This window comes from Peribacillus sp. FSL R5-0717 (assembly GCF_038002945.1).
GTDB lineage: Bacteria > Bacillota > Bacilli > Bacillales > DSM-1321 > Peribacillus > Peribacillus frigoritolerans.
In genome coordinates, this window is record NZ_JBBOOF010000001.1 from 4680670 (window position 1) to 4699011 (window position 18342).

Annotated in this window: 13 protein-coding genes; all 13 read left to right on the plus strand. The window is 39.9% G+C overall.

Features of this window, described 5'->3' with window-relative positions; all coding sequences use genetic code 11:
- The first annotated feature begins 1117 nt into the window (after window positions 1-1117).
- The 13 genes from NYE65_RS22530 (at window position 1118) to NYE65_RS22590 (ending at window position 18126) form a co-directional block, all read left to right on the plus strand.
- On the plus strand, window positions 1118-1975 hold the full coding sequence (locus NYE65_RS22530; RefSeq protein WP_063576631.1) for a MurR/RpiR family transcriptional regulator: 858 nt from the start codon (window positions 1118-1120) through the stop codon (window positions 1973-1975).
- Between the two features lie 46 nt (window positions 1976-2021).
- Window positions 2022-3149, plus strand: a complete 1128-nt coding sequence (locus NYE65_RS22535; protein WP_340861736.1) for an amidohydrolase — start codon at window positions 2022-2024, stop codon at window positions 3147-3149.
- A 39-nt stretch (window positions 3150-3188) separates the two neighbouring features.
- Window positions 3189-4673, plus strand: coding sequence for an amino acid permease (locus tag NYE65_RS22540; protein ID WP_340861737.1), 1485 nt, complete (start codon window positions 3189-3191; stop codon window positions 4671-4673).
- A gap of 154 nt (window positions 4674-4827) precedes the next feature.
- Window positions 4828-5658 carry a GNAT family N-acetyltransferase gene (locus tag NYE65_RS22545; protein ID WP_328177880.1) on the plus strand — a complete coding sequence of 277 codons (831 nt, stop codon included), beginning with the start codon at window positions 4828-4830 and terminating at the stop codon, window positions 5656-5658.
- A 111-nt stretch (window positions 5659-5769) separates the two neighbouring features.
- Window positions 5770-6906 (plus strand): o-succinylbenzoate synthase, encoded by a 1137-nt coding sequence (gene menC / locus NYE65_RS22550; protein WP_328110037.1) that lies wholly within the window; start codon window positions 5770-5772, stop codon window positions 6904-6906.
- Window positions 6907-7145: 239 nt separating this feature from the next.
- On the plus strand, window positions 7146-9119 hold the full coding sequence (locus NYE65_RS22555; RefSeq protein WP_340861738.1) for a transporter substrate-binding domain-containing protein: 1974 nt from the start codon (window positions 7146-7148) through the stop codon (window positions 9117-9119).
- 19 nt (window positions 9120-9138) lie between these two features.
- Complete coding sequence (locus NYE65_RS22560) at window positions 9139-10494, plus strand: sigma-54-dependent transcriptional regulator (RefSeq protein WP_340861739.1); 1356 nt, start codon at window positions 9139-9141, stop codon at window positions 10492-10494.
- Between the two features lie 363 nt (window positions 10495-10857).
- A complete protein-coding gene (gene hutG, locus NYE65_RS22565; RefSeq protein ID WP_268592157.1) occupies window positions 10858-11802 on the plus strand; it encodes a formimidoylglutamase in 945 nt (314 codons plus the stop codon).
- A 5-nt stretch (window positions 11803-11807) separates the two neighbouring features.
- A complete protein-coding gene (gene gltS / locus NYE65_RS22570) occupies window positions 11808-13001 on the plus strand; it encodes a sodium/glutamate symporter (RefSeq protein ID WP_340861740.1) in 1194 nt (397 codons plus the stop codon).
- A gap of 341 nt (window positions 13002-13342) precedes the next feature.
- Complete coding sequence (locus NYE65_RS22575; protein WP_328177876.1) at window positions 13343-13957, plus strand: HutD/Ves family protein; 615 nt, start codon at window positions 13343-13345, stop codon at window positions 13955-13957.
- A gap of 559 nt (window positions 13958-14516) precedes the next feature.
- Window positions 14517-15704, plus strand: coding sequence for a hypothetical protein (locus tag NYE65_RS22580; protein ID WP_063576622.1), 1188 nt, complete (start codon window positions 14517-14519; stop codon window positions 15702-15704).
- 17 nt (window positions 15705-15721) lie between these two features.
- The gene (locus NYE65_RS22585) at window positions 15722-16948 is read left to right on the plus strand and encodes a Zn-dependent hydrolase (protein WP_328177875.1); all 1227 of its coding nucleotides are present in this window, start codon (window positions 15722-15724) and stop codon (window positions 16946-16948) included.
- Window positions 16949-16950: 2 nt separating this feature from the next.
- Window positions 16951-18126: a M20 family metallopeptidase gene (locus tag NYE65_RS22590; RefSeq protein ID WP_340861742.1), complete on the plus strand. Its 1176-nt coding sequence runs from the start codon at window positions 16951-16953 to the stop codon at window positions 18124-18126.
- Window positions 18127-18342: the final 216 nt, after the last annotated feature.

Sequence of the window (18342 nt, forward strand, 5' to 3'; positions counted from 1 at the left end):
CGGGCGGTCTGGGGAGCTTCCTCGGCTGCCGCCCGCGGGTTCTCCCCTAGACACGTTTTTCCCGCAGGGGTCTCGCACACCCGTTCCAATCAACTTGTATAAAAAATTCAGATGAAACCCTTTTGTTTAAAAAAGTGGTTCGGGAATGGTCACACCCCCAACCAATAAATGTAATTGGGTGGTGGATCTGATTTCCACTCCAGTTACTCGCTTTCCGCGGGCGGTCGGGGAGCCTCCTCGGCTTCGGCCTGCGGGGTCTCCCCTAGACACGTTTTTCCCGCAGGAGTCTCGCACACCCGTTCCAATCAACTTGTATAAAAATTCAGATGAAACCCTTTTGTCTAAAAAGTGGTTCGGAAATGGTCACACCCCCAACCAAGAAATGTAATTGGGTGGTGGATTTGATTTCCACTTCAGGCACTCGCTTTCCGCGGGCGGGCGGGAGCCTCCTCGGCCGCGCCTGCGGGGTCTCCCATGCCACGCTTTCCCCGCAGGAGTCTCGTACCTTTCGTTCCAATCAACTTTGTGTTTTAAAAGAAAAAATTGTAGGCTGCTCTATTCGGAACCAAGTTTAGACTAGTTTATACTTTAAGTTTTTCAGAGTAATCCTCATAGGATGGAAGAAAATTGCGGAACTCCTGCCGAAATCCTGTCTGGCCTAGACCCCACAGGCGCTTGCTTTGATGCGGCTTGGCATACAGTTGGCGGAAAGGGAGCGGATTTCAGAAATCACCGGGAACGTCCATTAAGAAAAAACTCCAGGCTAGCCTCATCCCGAATTATTTTTAACTAGATAATCCTTCAAGTTTTTTTACTGTAATAAATAATGGATGGAAGAAAATTGCGACACTCCTGCCGAAATACTGTCTAGCCTAGACCCCACAGGCGCTTGCGTCAAGGAGGCTCGGCAGACAGTCGGCGGATAGGGAGCGGATTTCTGAAATCAACTGGAATATTATTTTATAAAAAACTGTAGGGAAGTTCGAAGTTGGTAATTGTCAAAAAAATCAAAAACTTCTTCTTTTTCTAATTAAATTGTGATAGTGTATAAAAAAGAGAAGTATTACCTTCATCATAATTTTGAAAAGAAGTATTTAATTCATCAGAAAGGAGTGATATGGTGGAACATCTTCCATTTAAATTATTAGTAAAAGACAAATTTGACCATCTATCGGCAGGTCAAAAAAAAGTTGCCGCTTATCTGATTGAAAATTTGGATGAAGCCGCCTTTAAAACGGCATTTCAAATTGGTAGGGAAGCGGAGGTTAGTGAAACAACGGTCATTCGGTTTTCGTATTCATTGGGATTTGAAGGGTTTAGTAAAATGCAGTCGAGGATTCAAAAACAGCTGCTGCACCAAAATCAAATAGACTTATCGAATACTGATTCCATTCTCCACATTGATGACAAGCAAGATCCCTTTACAAAAGTGATAGAAAACGAAGTTCATATTTTAAGACATCTATTAGATCATACGAACGTTCAGGATATATGGAAAGCAGTCGATGTTCTGATCCAGGCTGACCAAATATTGATTGCCGGACATCGGGTTTCCCATGCTGCCGCCTATTGGTTCTCCTATACGCTAAGTTCATTAAGGGAAAATGTAAGTTTATGTTCACCTACAGGAGACTTCTATGAAAAGTTTTGTAATCTCACAAATAAGTCTGCATTAGTTGTTTTTTCCTTTCCAAGATATGCAAATGAAACATTAAAAGTTGCTGAGTGTGCCAAAGAACAAGGAGTTTGTTTAATTTCAGTTACAGACCGCCTTCTGTCACCAGTTGGACGCATCTCCGATATTTCTCTGACAACTGAAGAAAACGCAGAAACCGGAACCAATTCAATCGCTTCCGTTATTAGCTTGTTGGACTTGGTCATTGCAGGCATCCATCAAAAAGACGCAAAACGGATATATACCCATCAGCAAAAATTAGAAAGACTATATTCAAGTTATGAGGTGTTTAATGAATGAGTTTTTAATAAAGTTAAAATTCATGTAAAGGAGGAGAGGCATCATTATGGACCCGATTCAATATATTGATCAGCATCAAGAAACATTGATGAAGTCCTACCATCACTTGCATTCTTTGGCTGAGCCAAGCTGGCAGGAAGAAAGAACGTCTTGCTATATTTTAAAATGTCTTAGGGAAGCGGGCATCACCGTAAAAACATTTCAGGGCCATTATGGAATCATTGCCGAGATCCCAGGCATTTCAAAAAAGGTTGTGGCATTAAGGGCTGATATGGATGCGCTTGTTCAGGAAGTAGATGGAGTTGTTAAGGCCAATCATTCATGTGGACACGACGCACATAGCACAATGGTTTTATATACAGCATTGGCCATTGCCTCCAGCGGAATCCGGCCTAAACAAACTTTCCGATTTATATTTCAGCCTGCAGAAGAAAAAGGGGAAGGCGCTCTTCAAATGATCAATGATGGTGCGTTGGAGAATGTTACATATTTATTCGGGGTACATGTAAGACCAAGTACGGAGGTTCCTTATATGAAGGCTTCCCCCGTCATTGTCCATGGCTCAGCCGAAACAATAAGGGGTACAATCAAAGGCCTTCAGGCTCATGCATCCCGTCCGAAAGATGGAATAAATGTAATTGAAGCAGCAGCTTTGCTTGTCCAAAAATTACAGCAGATTAATCTGGAAACCGAAATTCCTTATTCCATCAAAATGACTCAATTTGAAACAAACAATAAAGCATCAAACGTTATCCCGGAAACAGCTGTCTTTGCTATTGATGCCAGAGCACAGTCAAATGATGTAATGAATGAACTAAATCGCTTAACAAAGGAAGCTTTTGAACAAACAATGGAACAAACTGAAACATCGATCTCCTGGTCCGCGGAAGAATTTGTCCCAGCTGCGACCTTGAATGAAAAGGCGATAAAGCTGGCTGAGGCCGCAATTGCAGATATCCTTGGGATGGAAAATGTCGTTTCAGTCTGTGTTTCTCAAGGAGGAGAGGATTTTCATTTTTATACAGCCGAAAATCCTGATATAACTGCAACCATGATAGGGTTAGGCTGCGATCTAACGCCTGGTCTGCACCATCCGGATATGAAGTTTAATTTACAAGCACTTATTTATGGAACGAAAATACTAATTAACACAGTCATGATGGCGGCAGAATAGTAAAATTTTTCACTTAAAAAATTAATGAAGGGGTGTTTTATGGAAAATACCGCACAAACATCACATACCGGGGACCAAACAGCAGCTGATGAAAAACAACTGGAGCGAAAACTCAAACCAAGGCATCTTTCGATGATTGCAATCGGCGGCACCATTGGAACGGGGCTATTTTTAGCGAGCGGTTCCATTATTCATACTGCGGGTCCTGGAGGAGCTGTGGCTGCCTATATTATTGCCGGGATCATGGTTTACTTTCTGATGACAAGCTTAGCCGAAATGGCTGCCCTTATTCCTATTACAGGCTCTTTTAGTACCTATACATCAAGGTTTGTTGATCCTGCATTGGGATTTGCGATTGGGTGGAACTATTGGTATAACAATGCAATCGTAGTCGCACTGGAATTAGCAGCTTCCTCCCTGATAATGAAATATTGGCTTCCTTCTGTTCCGGGCATCATTTGGAGCGCATCATTTCTTGCAGTCATATTTGGCCTTAATATTTTATCGGTAAAAGGATATGGAGAATCAGAATTCTGGTTTGCCATTATAAAGGTTTTGACGATTATCATTTTTATTGCAGTAGGTTTATTAATGATTGTAGGAATCATGGGAGGGGATGCCGTAGGTTTTGAAAATATCACCAAAGGGGAGGCACCGTTTAAAGGAGGCTTTTTATCTATTATAAGTGTCTTTATGGTGGTAGGATTTGCCTTTCAAGGTACCGAGTTAGTAGGAATTGCGGCCGGCGAGAGTGAAAACCCGAGAAAAAATATACCAAAGGCCATTAAGCAAATCTTCTGGAGACTCCTCTTGTTTTATGTATTGGCGATAATTGTGATTGGATTTTTAATAAGCTATAATGATCCGCGTTTGTTAAGCTCGGATATTGAAGATATTGCGGTAAGTCCCTTCACTCTAGTTTTTCAAAACGCTGGGCTTGCCATAGCTGCATCCGTTATGAATGTGGTCATTCTTACTTCCGTTCTTTCTGCAGGCAATTCGGCCATGTACGGAGCTTCTCGCGTGCTTTGGGTGCTGGCGAAAGAAGGCAAAGCCCCTTCGTTTCTAAAAAAAGTGAATTCAGGCGGCATTCCAGTGAACGCTGTGTACTTTTCTACCATCGTTGGGATGGCAGCTTTCCTGACCTCTCTTTTCGGTGAAGGCACGATTTATACTTGGTTATTGAACGCTGCAGGATTATCCGGTTTTTTATCCTGGTTAGGAATTTCGATTACACATTATCGTTTCCGGAAGGCATATATTGCACAAGGTAGAGATTTGAAAGATTTGCCTTATATATCAAAATGGTATCCATTCGGTCCGATATTAGCCACACTTTTATGTGTTACGGCAATCCTGGGACAAAATTACTCTGCATTTTTCGGTCCTGATATTGATTGGTATGGAATTTTAATTTCCTATATTGGGCTTCCTTTATTTTTCCTGGCTTTTCTAGGTTATAAAATCGTAAAGAGAACAAAAATGACTCCATTGCAAGAGGCCGATTTCAGTAAAGCGGAATAACCTCTTTTGTAAAAAAGCAGGAAAGTATTTTTTATTAAGAAAGACCATTTACATGATAGCTCCAGTGCCTCGTTAGACATGCAGTCAGATGTGGACTATCTTGTCATCTTATGTTGTCAATAAGGGCACTTGTGCTATACCTAGGAGGTTGACCATGACGAATACACATGAAATTGCAATTCGTTCTCTTCACCGAATTGAAGAACTGGAGGACGTAAGAAAGCTAGAGTCCAGCATTTGGGGAGAAACCGACTCAATCCCCGCACACCAAACCTTAACAGCCGTGAAAAACGGCGGTTTGGTTATAGGAGCTTATTGGGAAGGAAAGCTGATTGGATTTCAATACAGTTTTCCGGGATTCAATGGGCAATCAGCCTATCTTTGTTCACATATACTAGGAATTGATGAGCAATTTCGCAACAAAGGTATAGGCGAGAAGTTAAAGTTAGCACAACGTGAGGAAGCGCTAAAGCTCGGCTATTCCCTTATTACCTGGACATACGATCCTTTGGAAAGTGTTAATGGGTATTTAAATATAGCCAAGCTCGGTGGGGTATGCTCCACATATATCGCAAACTGCTATGGTGAAATGGAAGATCTTTTAAACAGCGGAATTCCTTCTGACCGCTTTCTTGTCGAATGGCATATTGATAAAAAAGAGACAACGGTTTCTAGCGGACAGGGAATGCCGCTGGACTTTGTGATGGAAAACTCGCTTATTCAATGGGATACCATTGAAAAGGGATTGCCAGTTCCATCGTTCACTCGCCCGCTGCCTGAACAAGAATGTGAAACAGCTTTTGTTGCCCTTCCAAAGGACTTCCGAACAATAAGAGTCACAAATATTCAAGCGGCCAATGAGTGGCGGATGAAAACCAGGGACATATTTACCGGACTATTTCAGCAAGGATGGCAGGTAACAGGTTTTATGAAGAATTCCATGACGGAAATTCCCGTTCAGTTTTATATGCTATCAAGGAAATGAACTAGAAGAATATATATAATGTTTAGTAAACTCTGGCTGTGTAAGCCTATTAATAAAAAATTTGTAAGACTGTGTTCTTTAACAGTTTTATCACAAAAGGAGAATTTCTAAGTGAAAATTAAACAGGTTATTCTAAGGCATCTTAAGCTAGACTTGCTTGAACCTTTTACAACTAGCTTTGGGACGGAATACGATAGGGATTTTATTCTTGTCGAAGCCATAAGCGATGATGGCATTTCCGGTTGGGCTGAATCGGTTGCGATGCTCGACCCCCTGTATAATGAAGAGACCTTAAAAACAAACTGGCATATTCTAGAAGACTATCTAATACCAATAATCCTAAAAAATGAAATCAAGCATCCTGATGAAATTTCCGAAAAATACTTCACCCATATTCGCGGAAATTATATGGCAAAAGCCGCTTTAGAGGGTGCCGTTTGGGATTTGTATGCTAAAAAGCAAGGTGCTTCTCTTTCAAATGTGTTAGGTGGAACAAAAAAGAAAATTGAAGTGGGGGTAAGCATCGGAATAAAGGATTCGATCGATTCGACTCTGGATATAATTGAAGCTCGTCTCGGTGAAGGCTATAAACGTTTTAAACTAAAAATCAAACCGGGCTGGGATGTTGAATTAATAGACAAGGTACGAAAAGTATATCCTGAAATCCCGCTCATGGCCGATGCAAATTCAGCTTATACCTTAAAAGATATAGACCGGTTATCCGCCTTGGATGATTTTAATTTAATGATGATTGAGCAGCCGCTTGCCTATAATGATATCATTGACCATGCAGATTTACAGTCAAGGTTAAAAACACCTATTTGCCTGGATGAAAGCATACACTCATTAGAGGATGCCAGGAAAGCTATTAAATTGGGCAGCTGTAAAATTATTAATATCAAGATTGGCCGTGTCGGAGGTTTGACTGAATCTAAGAAAATCCATGATATATGCCTTGAACATGGCATTCCGCTATGGTGTGGAGGTATGCTGGAATCAGGCATTGGAAGAGCTCATAATATTGCAATCACTTCACTGCCGAACTTCACTCTTCCCGGTGATACCGCAGCTTCCTCCCTCTATTGGGCAGAAGATATCACTGACCCTGAAGTTACAGTGGAAAACGGAATGATCAGTGTTCCAGAATTGCCTGGAATCGGCTATGAACCAAGCATGGAAAAAATCAAAAAGTATACTATACACAGTCAAACCTATCATTTAAGTGAGAATGTTGCTAGAAACGCCTAGGCTGCTACAACATTGCATAAAGGCATGATTCCCGAAAAAGGGAGCATGCCTTTTTTATATATAATCCATTTTCCATTCAAAATATATTGTAATTCGACTATCTGCCATGTATGGTGTTATGAAATGCAGATTAGCTTTTCTTATATCCTTTAAAAAGTTATCATAATAGAGTCTTTGTACATTGTATATATACACATTTATGATACAAAACTGCATGTATAGAAAAAAGGGGTGAGACGATGCGAAATTTACATACTATCTGTGCCGTAATAACCGTCTACCTTTTCTTTTTTTACTGTTTCTTTCCTTCAGCAGCCCATTCGGAAGCCCAAAAAGTGATACGGGTTGCAGGGGATAATAACTTTCCACCTTTTGAATACTTGAGCGATTCGGGTGTTTATACCGGTTTTAATGTGGATATAATGAACGCCATTTCTATCGAGACTGGCATTAGGTTCGAATACTATCCCATGCCATGGAACGAGGCAGTACAAGCTATGCGCTCTGGAAAAGTGGATGCGATTCAAGGCATGAAGTACAATCAAGAACGTGAAGAGTTTTATGATTTTTCAGCTCCGTATTTCACAAGTTCACAAGGGATTTTTGTGTTGAAAGAAAACATGTATATCCGAAAAATCGAAGATCTTAAAGGCCGGAAAGTAGCTGTACAAAAAGGAGATGTTGCAAGCGGTCTATTAAGTAAAGTCGATCGTTTGCAATTGGTGGAAACTAATAATCAACAAGAAGCCGTTCAGTCGCTTATCGACGGTAAAGTGGATGCTTTCATTGGAAATCGGATTACGGGTCAATATTTTTTACAGAAAAATGAGCAGCAATCACTCATTAAGATTGTCGGTGAGCCACTTGACACCACAAATTATGCTGTAGCCGTTATGCCGAAAAACAAAGAGTTGCTGACACTATTCAATCAGGCCATTTCTCAAATCAAGAAAGATGGAACGTATGAAAAGATAGAGAAAAAGTGGTTCGGCGAATATATCCTGCCAAATACTCAACGGCTCCGTAAAACGCTGTTGTATTTGGAAATTGGTCTTATTCTTACCTTCATTGTGATTTCTCTCATCTTATGGTGGAATCTCAGTCTTAAACGAGAAGTGGCTAAGCGAACCGAGCAAATTGAGCACGTGAATAAAGACTTGGAAGAGAAGATGCTGCTTCTTGAGGAAAACATCAACTTTCAGCAGCAAGTATTAAACAGTGCCTACAGTTCGCTTATTACACTGAATCAGCAAGGTCTTGTATCGATGATTAATGTTAGGGCCATGGAATATTTGGAGGTGGACGGTAATGTTGTTGGAAAACGTTTTCAGGATCTGCCAACTGCCCGTTTCATCCCGGAAAAGGAGATTAAGGCTGCATTAGAGAAAAAGAGAGTTTTCTTGCAAAAGGAAACGGTATGGTCTCATTATGCGAGCAAAAAAAGGCATATAACTTACAGCATGTATCCAATTCAGACTATTGGGGGAGAAAGTGTAGGTGCGGTGTTGAATTTTTTCGATAGTACGGAACAAAAACAACTGGAGAGAAAAGTGGCTCAGGATGACCGTTTGCGTTCATTGGGTCAACTCGTGGCGGGTATCGCTCATGAAATAAGAAATCCGTTAACATCCATCCTTACCTATACGCAATTGCTGCCGAAAAAATTTGCAAGCGCAGATTTCCGAACGTTCTTTTCCGAACAGGTCACTAGTGAAATTACCCGACTTAATACATTGATTAACGATTTGCTCGATTATGCCCGCCCTAAAAAATCAGAGCCTGTCACATTTTCGCTGAATGAGGCCATGGCAGGGATTGAGCTATTGCTAAAGCCGAAAATCAAAGAAAAAAACCTGAGCATTGTTCGAGAGTTCGCTGGAGACATTCAGGCAACTGCAGATACACAGCAGATCAAACAAGTACTGGTGAACGTCATTCTCAATGCCATACAGGCGTCCAATACAGGGGGAACACTTATTTTTCGGGCATACTATCGGGATGTGTTCACTGTCGTTGAAGTCGAGGATGAAGGAATTGGGATTTCGGAAGAAGACATTGATAAGATCTTTGAACCGTTTTACACCAGGAAACCCAACGGGGTCGGGCTAGGACTTTCTATTACGTATCAGCTTGTCAAAGAAAACGATGGCATTATCGAGACAAGAAGTGAAGTAGGAAAGGGAACAGTAGTGACCATTTGTTTAAAGCATTAATACAGAAAGGGTGAAAACGATGCACGATATCATGATTATTGATGATGAGCCAACCATATGTCAGTCACTTACGTTTGCATTGGAAGACCAGTATCACGTTTATTCGTTTACAGACCCACGTGAAGCGCTTCCGCTTTTCGAAAGGGTAGAAATTGCCATCGTTTTGCTGGATTTAAAAATCGGGGGATATAATGGGATGGAAGTGTTAGAAGAAATCAAACGCCTCTCCCCCTCGACTGTTGTCATTATGATGACGGCCTACGGCACCATTCCTTCTTCCGTGGAAGCAATGCGTAAGGGGGCGTTTTCATATGCGACAAAGCCGCTTCATATTGATGAATTGGAAGTGCTGATGCAAAAAGCAGAAGAAGTGTACACCCTTCAGTCCAAAGTGAAATGGCTTAGTGAAGAATTGGATAAGGTGGCAGGTGTGAACGGCCTCATCGGTGAAAGCTTGGCCATGCGCAAAATATTCTCCCTCATCGAAAAAGTGAAGGATATCGATTCCAACATTCTCATAGAAGGGGAAAGTGGAACCGGTAAAGAAGTCGTCGCCAGAACCATCCATAATCAAAGCAAGCGCAGAAACAAAAAGTTTCAGGCTATTAATTGTGCCGCCATTCCGACTCACCTGTTGGAATCAGAATTATTTGGATACGAAAAGGGCGCATTTACAGGGGCGACACAGCGAAAATATGGACTTTTTGTGCTGGCGGAAGGAGGAACAATTTTTCTTGACGAAATCGGTGAGATGGATTTGGCACTGCAGGGGAAAATATTGCGCGTTCTACAAGAGAGAAAGGTAATGCCCGTTGGCGGGATAGAAGAAGTCAGCATCGATGTCCGGATCATTGCAGCGACAAACAGAGACTTGGTTTTAGAAGTAAAAGAGAATCGATTTCGTGAAGATTTATATTACAGATTAAATGTGATTCCGATTCACCTTCCGGCTTTACGTGAACGAAAAGAGGATATTCCTTTGCTGTTGGAATTTTTCATTGCAAAAATCAGTGATAGAATGGGAAAACCTGTAGAAGGAATTTCCCATGAAGCGCTGCAGCTTTTACAGCAATATGACTTTCCAGGAAATATTCGTGAACTGCAGAACGTGATTGAAAGAGCAATAGCGCTTACGAATGATTCTTACATACAGAAAGCCGATTTACCTTCCGACATCCAAAAGAGCTCGCGCCCATTTTTCGGCAATACCCTAATCCCCGTATATGTCGGCGAACCGCTTGAAGAAATCGAAAAAAGAGTGATACTTCATAACCTTGCCGCTTTTAACGGTCATCAAAGGAAGACAGCGCAAACAATTGGCATCGGGGAGAGGACATTGCGGGACAAGTTGAAGAAATATCGGGAAGAAAAGTAGGCGGAAATTGCCGAGCGGCAATTTTCGCCTACTTTTTATTTTGAATATATCTGAATTTTCCACTGTTTTTATGGAAATGAACCTGGCATGAAACTTGCTTAATAAAATTGTTGTAAAACCATTAAGCAGAATGGAGGGAACATAGATATACAACATAATGGTCTACAGAGCTGGACTGGAAGTTACAGTGCGGCGAAAGCGGGGATGTGCAAAATGCATCAGGCAGGATAAGTCAATGGCCTATCCAAATTTAACGAAAACAAAAGGACAAGCCATTGAACCAGAGCTTTTATAACAGTACATCCCGAAATTTATTGGCGATTGCAAATATGAAGTATTTTTATTTATGGGGAGGAAAAATAAATGTATGCGTTACCAAATATGGATTTATGGAAAGGCAGAACAGATAGTCTAATAGATAAAGATGAATTTAGAATTCATCAAATAGTTAAAGATAATCAAACAACATCAGCAAATAATACATGTGGAATAATAGGGTTCTCTTGTGAAGAAGGCGTACGCAGGAATAAAGGAAGACTTGGAAGCAAAGAAGCTCCCAATGAAATACGTAAATCTTTATCATCTCTATCTTGGCACGGCCAATCAGCAGATAGCCTAGTTGATTTCGGAAATATCATTTGTGAAAATCAACAGTTAGAAGCAGCTCAAGCTGAATTGGGAAGCCACGTAGAGAAAATATTATCTAAAAATATGTTTCCTGTTATTTTGGGGGGCGGACATGAAACCTTTTATGGTCATTATCTAGGAATTAGGTCGAGTGTTGGACCCAATGCCAAAATAGGCATTCTTAACATTGATGCTCATTTTGACTTACGCTCTTATGAAGATATAACTTCTTCTGGAACGATGTTTAAACAAATATTAGATAATGATCATCAAGCTAGTTATTTGCCAATTGGCATTCAACGTTATGGAAATACTAAAAAATTATTTGACACTGCAACTACACTTGGTTGCTCTTGGATATTGGAAGAAGAATTAGTAGATGAAAATTCTGAAGAAAATGAAAATAAAATTCTGAATTTTATAAATCAACATGATTATATTATATTGACACTTTGTATGGATGTTATAAACGCTTCTGAAGCACCGGGTGTGAGTGCCCCTTCCTCATTTGGTCTTTCAGGAAAAATGGTTAGGCAATTAATTCGTAAGATTACTTCACATACGAAAACTATTTCATTTGATATCTGTGAAGTGAATCCATCATTAGATTGTGATAATCGGACTGTCAAACTAGCTGCAAACCTAATAAATGAAGTATTCATGTGTGTGGAGAGGAGATAAGCAATATGAACATCGAGATTAATCAAACGATCACTATTTTTTTAGCGATACTGCTTTTAGCACTAGGCGGGATTATCGTTAAGAATGTCAAATTATTTAGACACTTTTGCATCCCTGCACCCGTTGTTGGGGGATTACTTTTTGCAATCGTCGCTACAAGTCTTAAAACCTTTTTAAACATAACCATTTCATTGGATACGACACTCCAGGGATTATTCATGTTAACATTTTTTACGTCCGTTGGATTGGGTGCCAGTTTCCAATTAGTAAAAGTCGGCGGTAAATTATTATTAATATATTGGTTGTTATGTGGGTTTCTGGCATTTGCTCAAAATTTAATCGGCATTTCTTTAGCACCCGTTTTTGGGATTGATCCATTGATAGGCATGATGGCAGGAGCAATTTCCATGGAAGGCGGCATAGGTGCAGCTACAGCATTTGGCGGTACGATTGAATCGCTGGGCATTCAATCTGCCCAAGCAATTGGAATAGCAGCAGCTACATTAGGATTAGTGTTTGGTGGATTAGTTGGAGGTCCCACTGTAAAGTATTTAATTAATAAACACAAATTAACACCAAGTAAAGAGGATATTGAAATTCAAGAAAAGAAAGAAATGGAAGACAAAATAGAATTAAATGTAGCTTCATTTATGAAACAAGTGTTAATACTGACATTTTGTATGGCTTTAGGTTCATATCTAGGAGAGTTATTTTCGGCAAAGACAGGTTATGTTTTACCGAACTATGTTGGAGCAATGATAGTGGCTGTAATAGTTCGGAATATTATAGATAAAATAAACGGGAAAATTATCGAAATGCCTAGTATTAATTTTATTGGAGATATCACTTTAGGTATTTTCTTATCTATGGCATTAATGAGTATAAAATTATGGGAAGTTGCTGACCTTGCTTTACCAATTATTTTAATTGTAGTGATACAAGTAATTTTCATCATCCTTTTAAGTATATTCATCATGTTTCGCTTTCTTGGCAAAAACTACGATGCGGCAGTTATGGTTGGAGGATTCATCGGACATGGTATAGGGGCTACACCAAATGCTATGGCAAATATGTCAACAATCACTGCGAAATATGGACCTTCAAGTAAAGCATATTTAATCGTTCCGATAGTCGGTGCATTTCTTATTGATGTTTTTGCCATGCCCATCATCATTATAAGTATTAATCTATTTAAATGATAATTTGTCATTAAATAAGGAATCAAAAAATATAGTGTTACCGAATGTTTTTGGGAATGCCAAAACATTCGGTATTGATTTTTTTATTCCGAAATTGCCCATATAGTAGGTAATTCACAATGGTTTTTCTGTATGATTATTAATGCACCGGAACCCTATCAATTTCGCATCATCTACATGTATGTATCGTATCGTTTCACAGCCTGATTTAGTAAGAATGCTGCTGTGAAGATCAGAGGTCAGTGGAATTAAGCTCTGTTATTAATTTCTGTTAATGATATCCATCCTGGCCTAAATTGAATTGTACTGAAAAAATGTAATAATTAAAGGGGAGAAAATCATTGTCATTTTCACTAAAAATAATAAAGAAAAGTGAACAAATAACCAGTCTTTGGTCAGGTGGTAAAACAACTCAACTAGCCATTTATCCTGAAGAAGCTGATTACTCGAAGCGTGATTTCAAATGGCGGATAAGCACAGCAGAAGTCGAGGTGGACGAATCCTTATTTACTCACCTTCCAGGCATTCAGAGAATCATCATGATCCTTGATGGCGAAATGTCGCTGCAACATCAGGGAAAGCCCAGTGTGCATTTAAGCCCATTTGAACAGGATCGGTTTGATGGAGGCTGGACAACCCGAAGTATTGGGAAGGTCACTGACTTTAATTTGATGTTAGCGGAAGGATGTGAAGGTGACATCAGCACGATTCATATGAATGATGGAACCCATGCTGAAGTGTTGGATAATCGGGATTCTTCGAAAAGAACTGACGCCTTCTATTGTTTTAAAGGAAGGAGTAGAATGAATATTGATGAAAAAGAGACAATTGTTTTAGAGCAAGGTGACTTAATAACCTTAAACAGAGATCATACCTCCAACAATTTAAATATAAAGTTATCAAATCACGATGACGACTCTACTGCAACAATTATTAAGGTAAGTATTTTTTATTGATAGAGAAATTCTGGGGTCCCAAAGCATCCTTCTCCTATATAAATCCGAGTTCATTGCGCCGCAATTTACTTAATGATATTTTTTATTAATTAACAGAAATGTCCTTTGTCGGCTAAGTTTGTATCAAAAAGGGTTCCGTCTGAAGCTTTAAACATAGTTGATTGGAGAGGGGTGCGAGACTCCTGCGGGAATAGCGAGTCCAAGGGAGACCCCACAGGCGCAAGTGCGCCGAGGGCGGACCGCTCTCGGAAAGCGAGTACCCTACGTTCCAATCAACGTCCAAATTTGTCTACAGTCTGAGCCGTCAATAAACGGCTTTTTCTTTTTGATATTTAAAGGAGATAAAGTGTCTGTTTTAAGATTAAAATTATTTTGATATATCCAATCCTTGATTATTCGGGAAAATTTGGTGTGTGAAATTGAAATTAAAACACTTACATTTCCTATTATCTGTGTATAATTACCTGGAAATATGAAATTATCTTTAAATTCAGATGATTCAGTGTTATTATTTTATAAGAATATTCAAACTATTAAATGAGAAGGTGAGGGAACTCATATGTCACAGATGTTGGCTTTGGTTATCGTAATTCTGATTTTATTTGTAGGAGACATAGTGGCGGTTCGAACAAAAGCCTGGGTACCTTCCGTTTTCATTTCGGCGATCCTATTTCTATGTGGTTATTGGACATTCTTCCCGCAAGACATCGTTTCAATAGCAGGTGTTCCACCGGTAGTGGCAACCATGATGATGTACTTATTGATCACGAATATGGGAACATTGCTTTCAATAAGGGAATTGGTGAATCAATGGAAGACGATTGTCATCTCCTTATCAGGTATTCTTGGCATTGTTGCACTATTATTCGGAATTGGCATCTTTATTTTTGATTTGCAAACTGTCCTTGTAGCGGTTCCACCATTAGTGGGAGGTATGGTTTCTTCAATAATCATGTCAGAAGGAGCGGCAGATGCAGGACTTACGAGCTTGTCCGTTTTTGCCATTGTTATTTATGTCATGCAAGGCTTCGCCGGATATCCTTTAACGTCAATTGTCTTGAAGAAAGAAGGGAAGAAGCTTTTGGGGCAATATCGCAATGGAAAGTTAACGGTAAAAAAGGATGAAACTGCAGCCGCTGCAGAAGGCATGACGGAACTTAGGCTGTTTAAGAAACTTCCTGAAAAATATAATACGGAGTATTTCAAATTTTTAAGACTTGCAGTTGTTGCCTTACTTGCTTACCTTGTTTCGAGTGGATTAGAGCCGATTATATCTATAAATGCATTTGTTCTTTGCTTACTATTCGGGGTTATCGGAAAAAGTATCGGTTTCTTGGAAAGACAGACACTGCAAAAAGCAAATGGATTTGGATTTGCCATCATGGCCCTTATGCTTTTCGTCTTTGATGGATTGAAAAATGCAACACCAAGTATGATGATGGAGATTCTTTACCCACTTGTTGTTTGCATTATCTTAGCTGTGATTGGTATGTATATATTCTCATTCATAGCAGGGAAATTGTTAAAAGTCAGCAAAGAAATGGCCTTTGCTGTATCTTTAACTGCATTATACGGATTTCCAGCTGATTACATTATCACCAATGAAGTCGTCAATTCATTAACAAAAGACGAAAATGAAAAAGAAGCATTGCTAAGCCATATGCTGCCGCCGATGCTTGTTGGCGGATTTATATCGGTAACAATCGTATCTGTTATTTTGGCAGGAATATTCGTACAATTCTTGTAAAATAGGAGGGATTCTAAGTGAGGCTTAGCGAACGTATAGAAAAGCAAATAAATGATTTGAGCGAATTTACATCAACACCCGGAGAAGGGACTACCCGGCTTACGTATAGCAAGGAAGACTTGCTTACACGTAATTATATAAAAAATAAAATGATGGAATACGGCCTGACAGTAAAGGAAGATGGATTTGGAAATATTTTTGGAAAGCTTGATGGTACTTTAAAAGATGCACCGAGCGTTCTGTTAGGTTCACATTTTGATTCCGTACCAAATGGCGGTGCGTATGACGGACCAGCCGGTGTAATTGTCGCACTTGAAGTGGCTGCCCTATTTGCAGAAAATCAATTAACACCTAAATATCCATTAGAAATCGTTGCCCTGATTGAAGAAGAAGGAGCTCGTTTTGGCGGAGGGCTAATGGGGTCGAGAGGAATAGTGGGAACGCTTAGTGAGGAAAGTTTTAAAAATTTAAAGGATAAAGATGGTATCACCACAATTGAAGCGATGTCAAAAATTGGACTGGATTTCACTCTTCCGAAAAGAAGAAATCCCAATAGCATTAAAGCATTTCTCGAATTGCATATAGAACAAGGTCCAATCCTTGAAGAGAAGAATATCCCCATTGGTGTTGTAGAAGCTATTGTTGGTTTAACCCAATTTGAAGTAACCATTGAAGGAAAGGCAGGACATGCAGGCACAACCCCAATGGATCGCCGTACGGACGCATTGGTTGCTGCCGCTCAAATTATTTCTCAATTACCGAGCTTTGCAATTGAGGAAGGAGAAGGAACGGTTATAACGACAGGGCGACTAGATGTTTTACCAAATGGAGCAAACGTCATACCGAATAAAGTGGTATTTTCGGTAGATATTCGATCAAGCAAGGAAGAACATATTAACAATGTCATCAGGCGGATGAAAGAATTAATCGAATCCTATCAGGTACAGGGGATCCATTCAACGGCGGAACAGCTGTTGTATATGCCGCCAAAGATATTGAGTAATGAGATTAAGGATTTATTAAAAGATAAAAGTTCAGATTTGGAAATTCCATACTGTTCCATTGATAGTGGTGCAGGTCATGATGCGATGGTTTTTTCCGATGTGACTGATGTGGGCATGCTTTTTGTTCCAAGTAAAGCAGGACTAAGTCATTGTCCAGAGGAATGGTCTGATGCACGTCATTTGGCAAATGGAGTGCAAATATTTTACGAAGTGGCTAAATGTTTAACGGAGGTGGAATAAGAATGATTAATCAAACGATAAAAGAAGCGATTCAAAATTATAGTGATGAATTAACAGAAATACGTAGAAAACTTCATAGCGAACCTGAGTTATCATGGGAAGAAGAAAATACAACTGCCTTTGTTTGTGACTACCTTGAAAAATTAGGAATTACTTATCGAAAAGCAGAACCAACAGGTGTCATTGCAGAAATTAAAGGCGGTAAGGCTGGAAAGACCGTCGCATTAAGAGCAGATATGGACGCCCTTTCTGTAGAAGAACTAAATAAAGACTTGCCGTATGCTTCAAAGGAAGAAGGGAAAATGCATGCATGTGGTCATGATGCACACACATCCATGCTATTAATTGCAGCGAAGGCACTAAACGAAATAAAAGAAGAATTACCTGGGAATGTGCGCTTAATATTTCAACCAGCCGAAGAAGTGGCAACAGGTGCAAGGGAAATGGTTAAACAGGGGGCCGTTGAAGGTGTTGATAATGTTTTTGGCATACATATTTGGTCGCAAATGCCAACAAATAAAGTCGCTTGCACTCAAGGACCTTCATTCGCTTCAGCAGATATCTTTACTGTAACCTTTAAAGGAAGAGGGGGACATGGTGCAATGCCGCAGGACTGTATCGATGCTACTATTATCGCCTCTTCATTCGTCATGAACGTACAGTCTGTCGTATCAAGAACGGTCGACCCCCAAAATCCCGCTGTTTTGACAGTTGGAAAAATGGTCGTTGGCACACGTTTTAATGTCATTGCAGAAAATGCCGTCATTGAAGGGACTGTCCGTTGTTTTGATTCTAAAACACGTGACCATATTGAAAAGCAGCTCCAGATTTATGCTGAAAATGTTGCGAACATTTACGGTGCGACCGCAAAGGTTGATTACTACCGTGGCACGCAAGCTGTCATTAATGATGAATATAGTGCCAAATTAGTGCAAAAGGTGGCCTCACAAGCTTTTGGCGAAGACGCAATATATTATGAAAAGCCAACAATGGGGGGAGAAGACTTTAGCTTCTATTTAGATGAAGTACCCGGAAGCTTCGCTTTAGTGGGATCAGGAAACGCTGAAAAGGATACGGAATGGGCGCATCATCACGGGAAATTCAACATCGACGAGGATGCCCTTGCTACCGGTTCAGAACTTTATGCCCAATATGCATGGGCGTATTTGAACGAATAATTGACAAGGGATACGGAAATCAATAAAAGGTGTTTGAAAGCCAGAAGGCCGCCAATTGGCGGCCTTCTGGCGTTAAGGGTTAAATTTTACTACAAGGGCTTTGCAAACAGTCAAAAAGGGAATGGATTTTACCATTCCTTTTTGTTTTCCATTAACAAGGAATGAAACAACAAAGATATCTTATGTCGAAATTAAAATGAGAAATCAATTAATTAC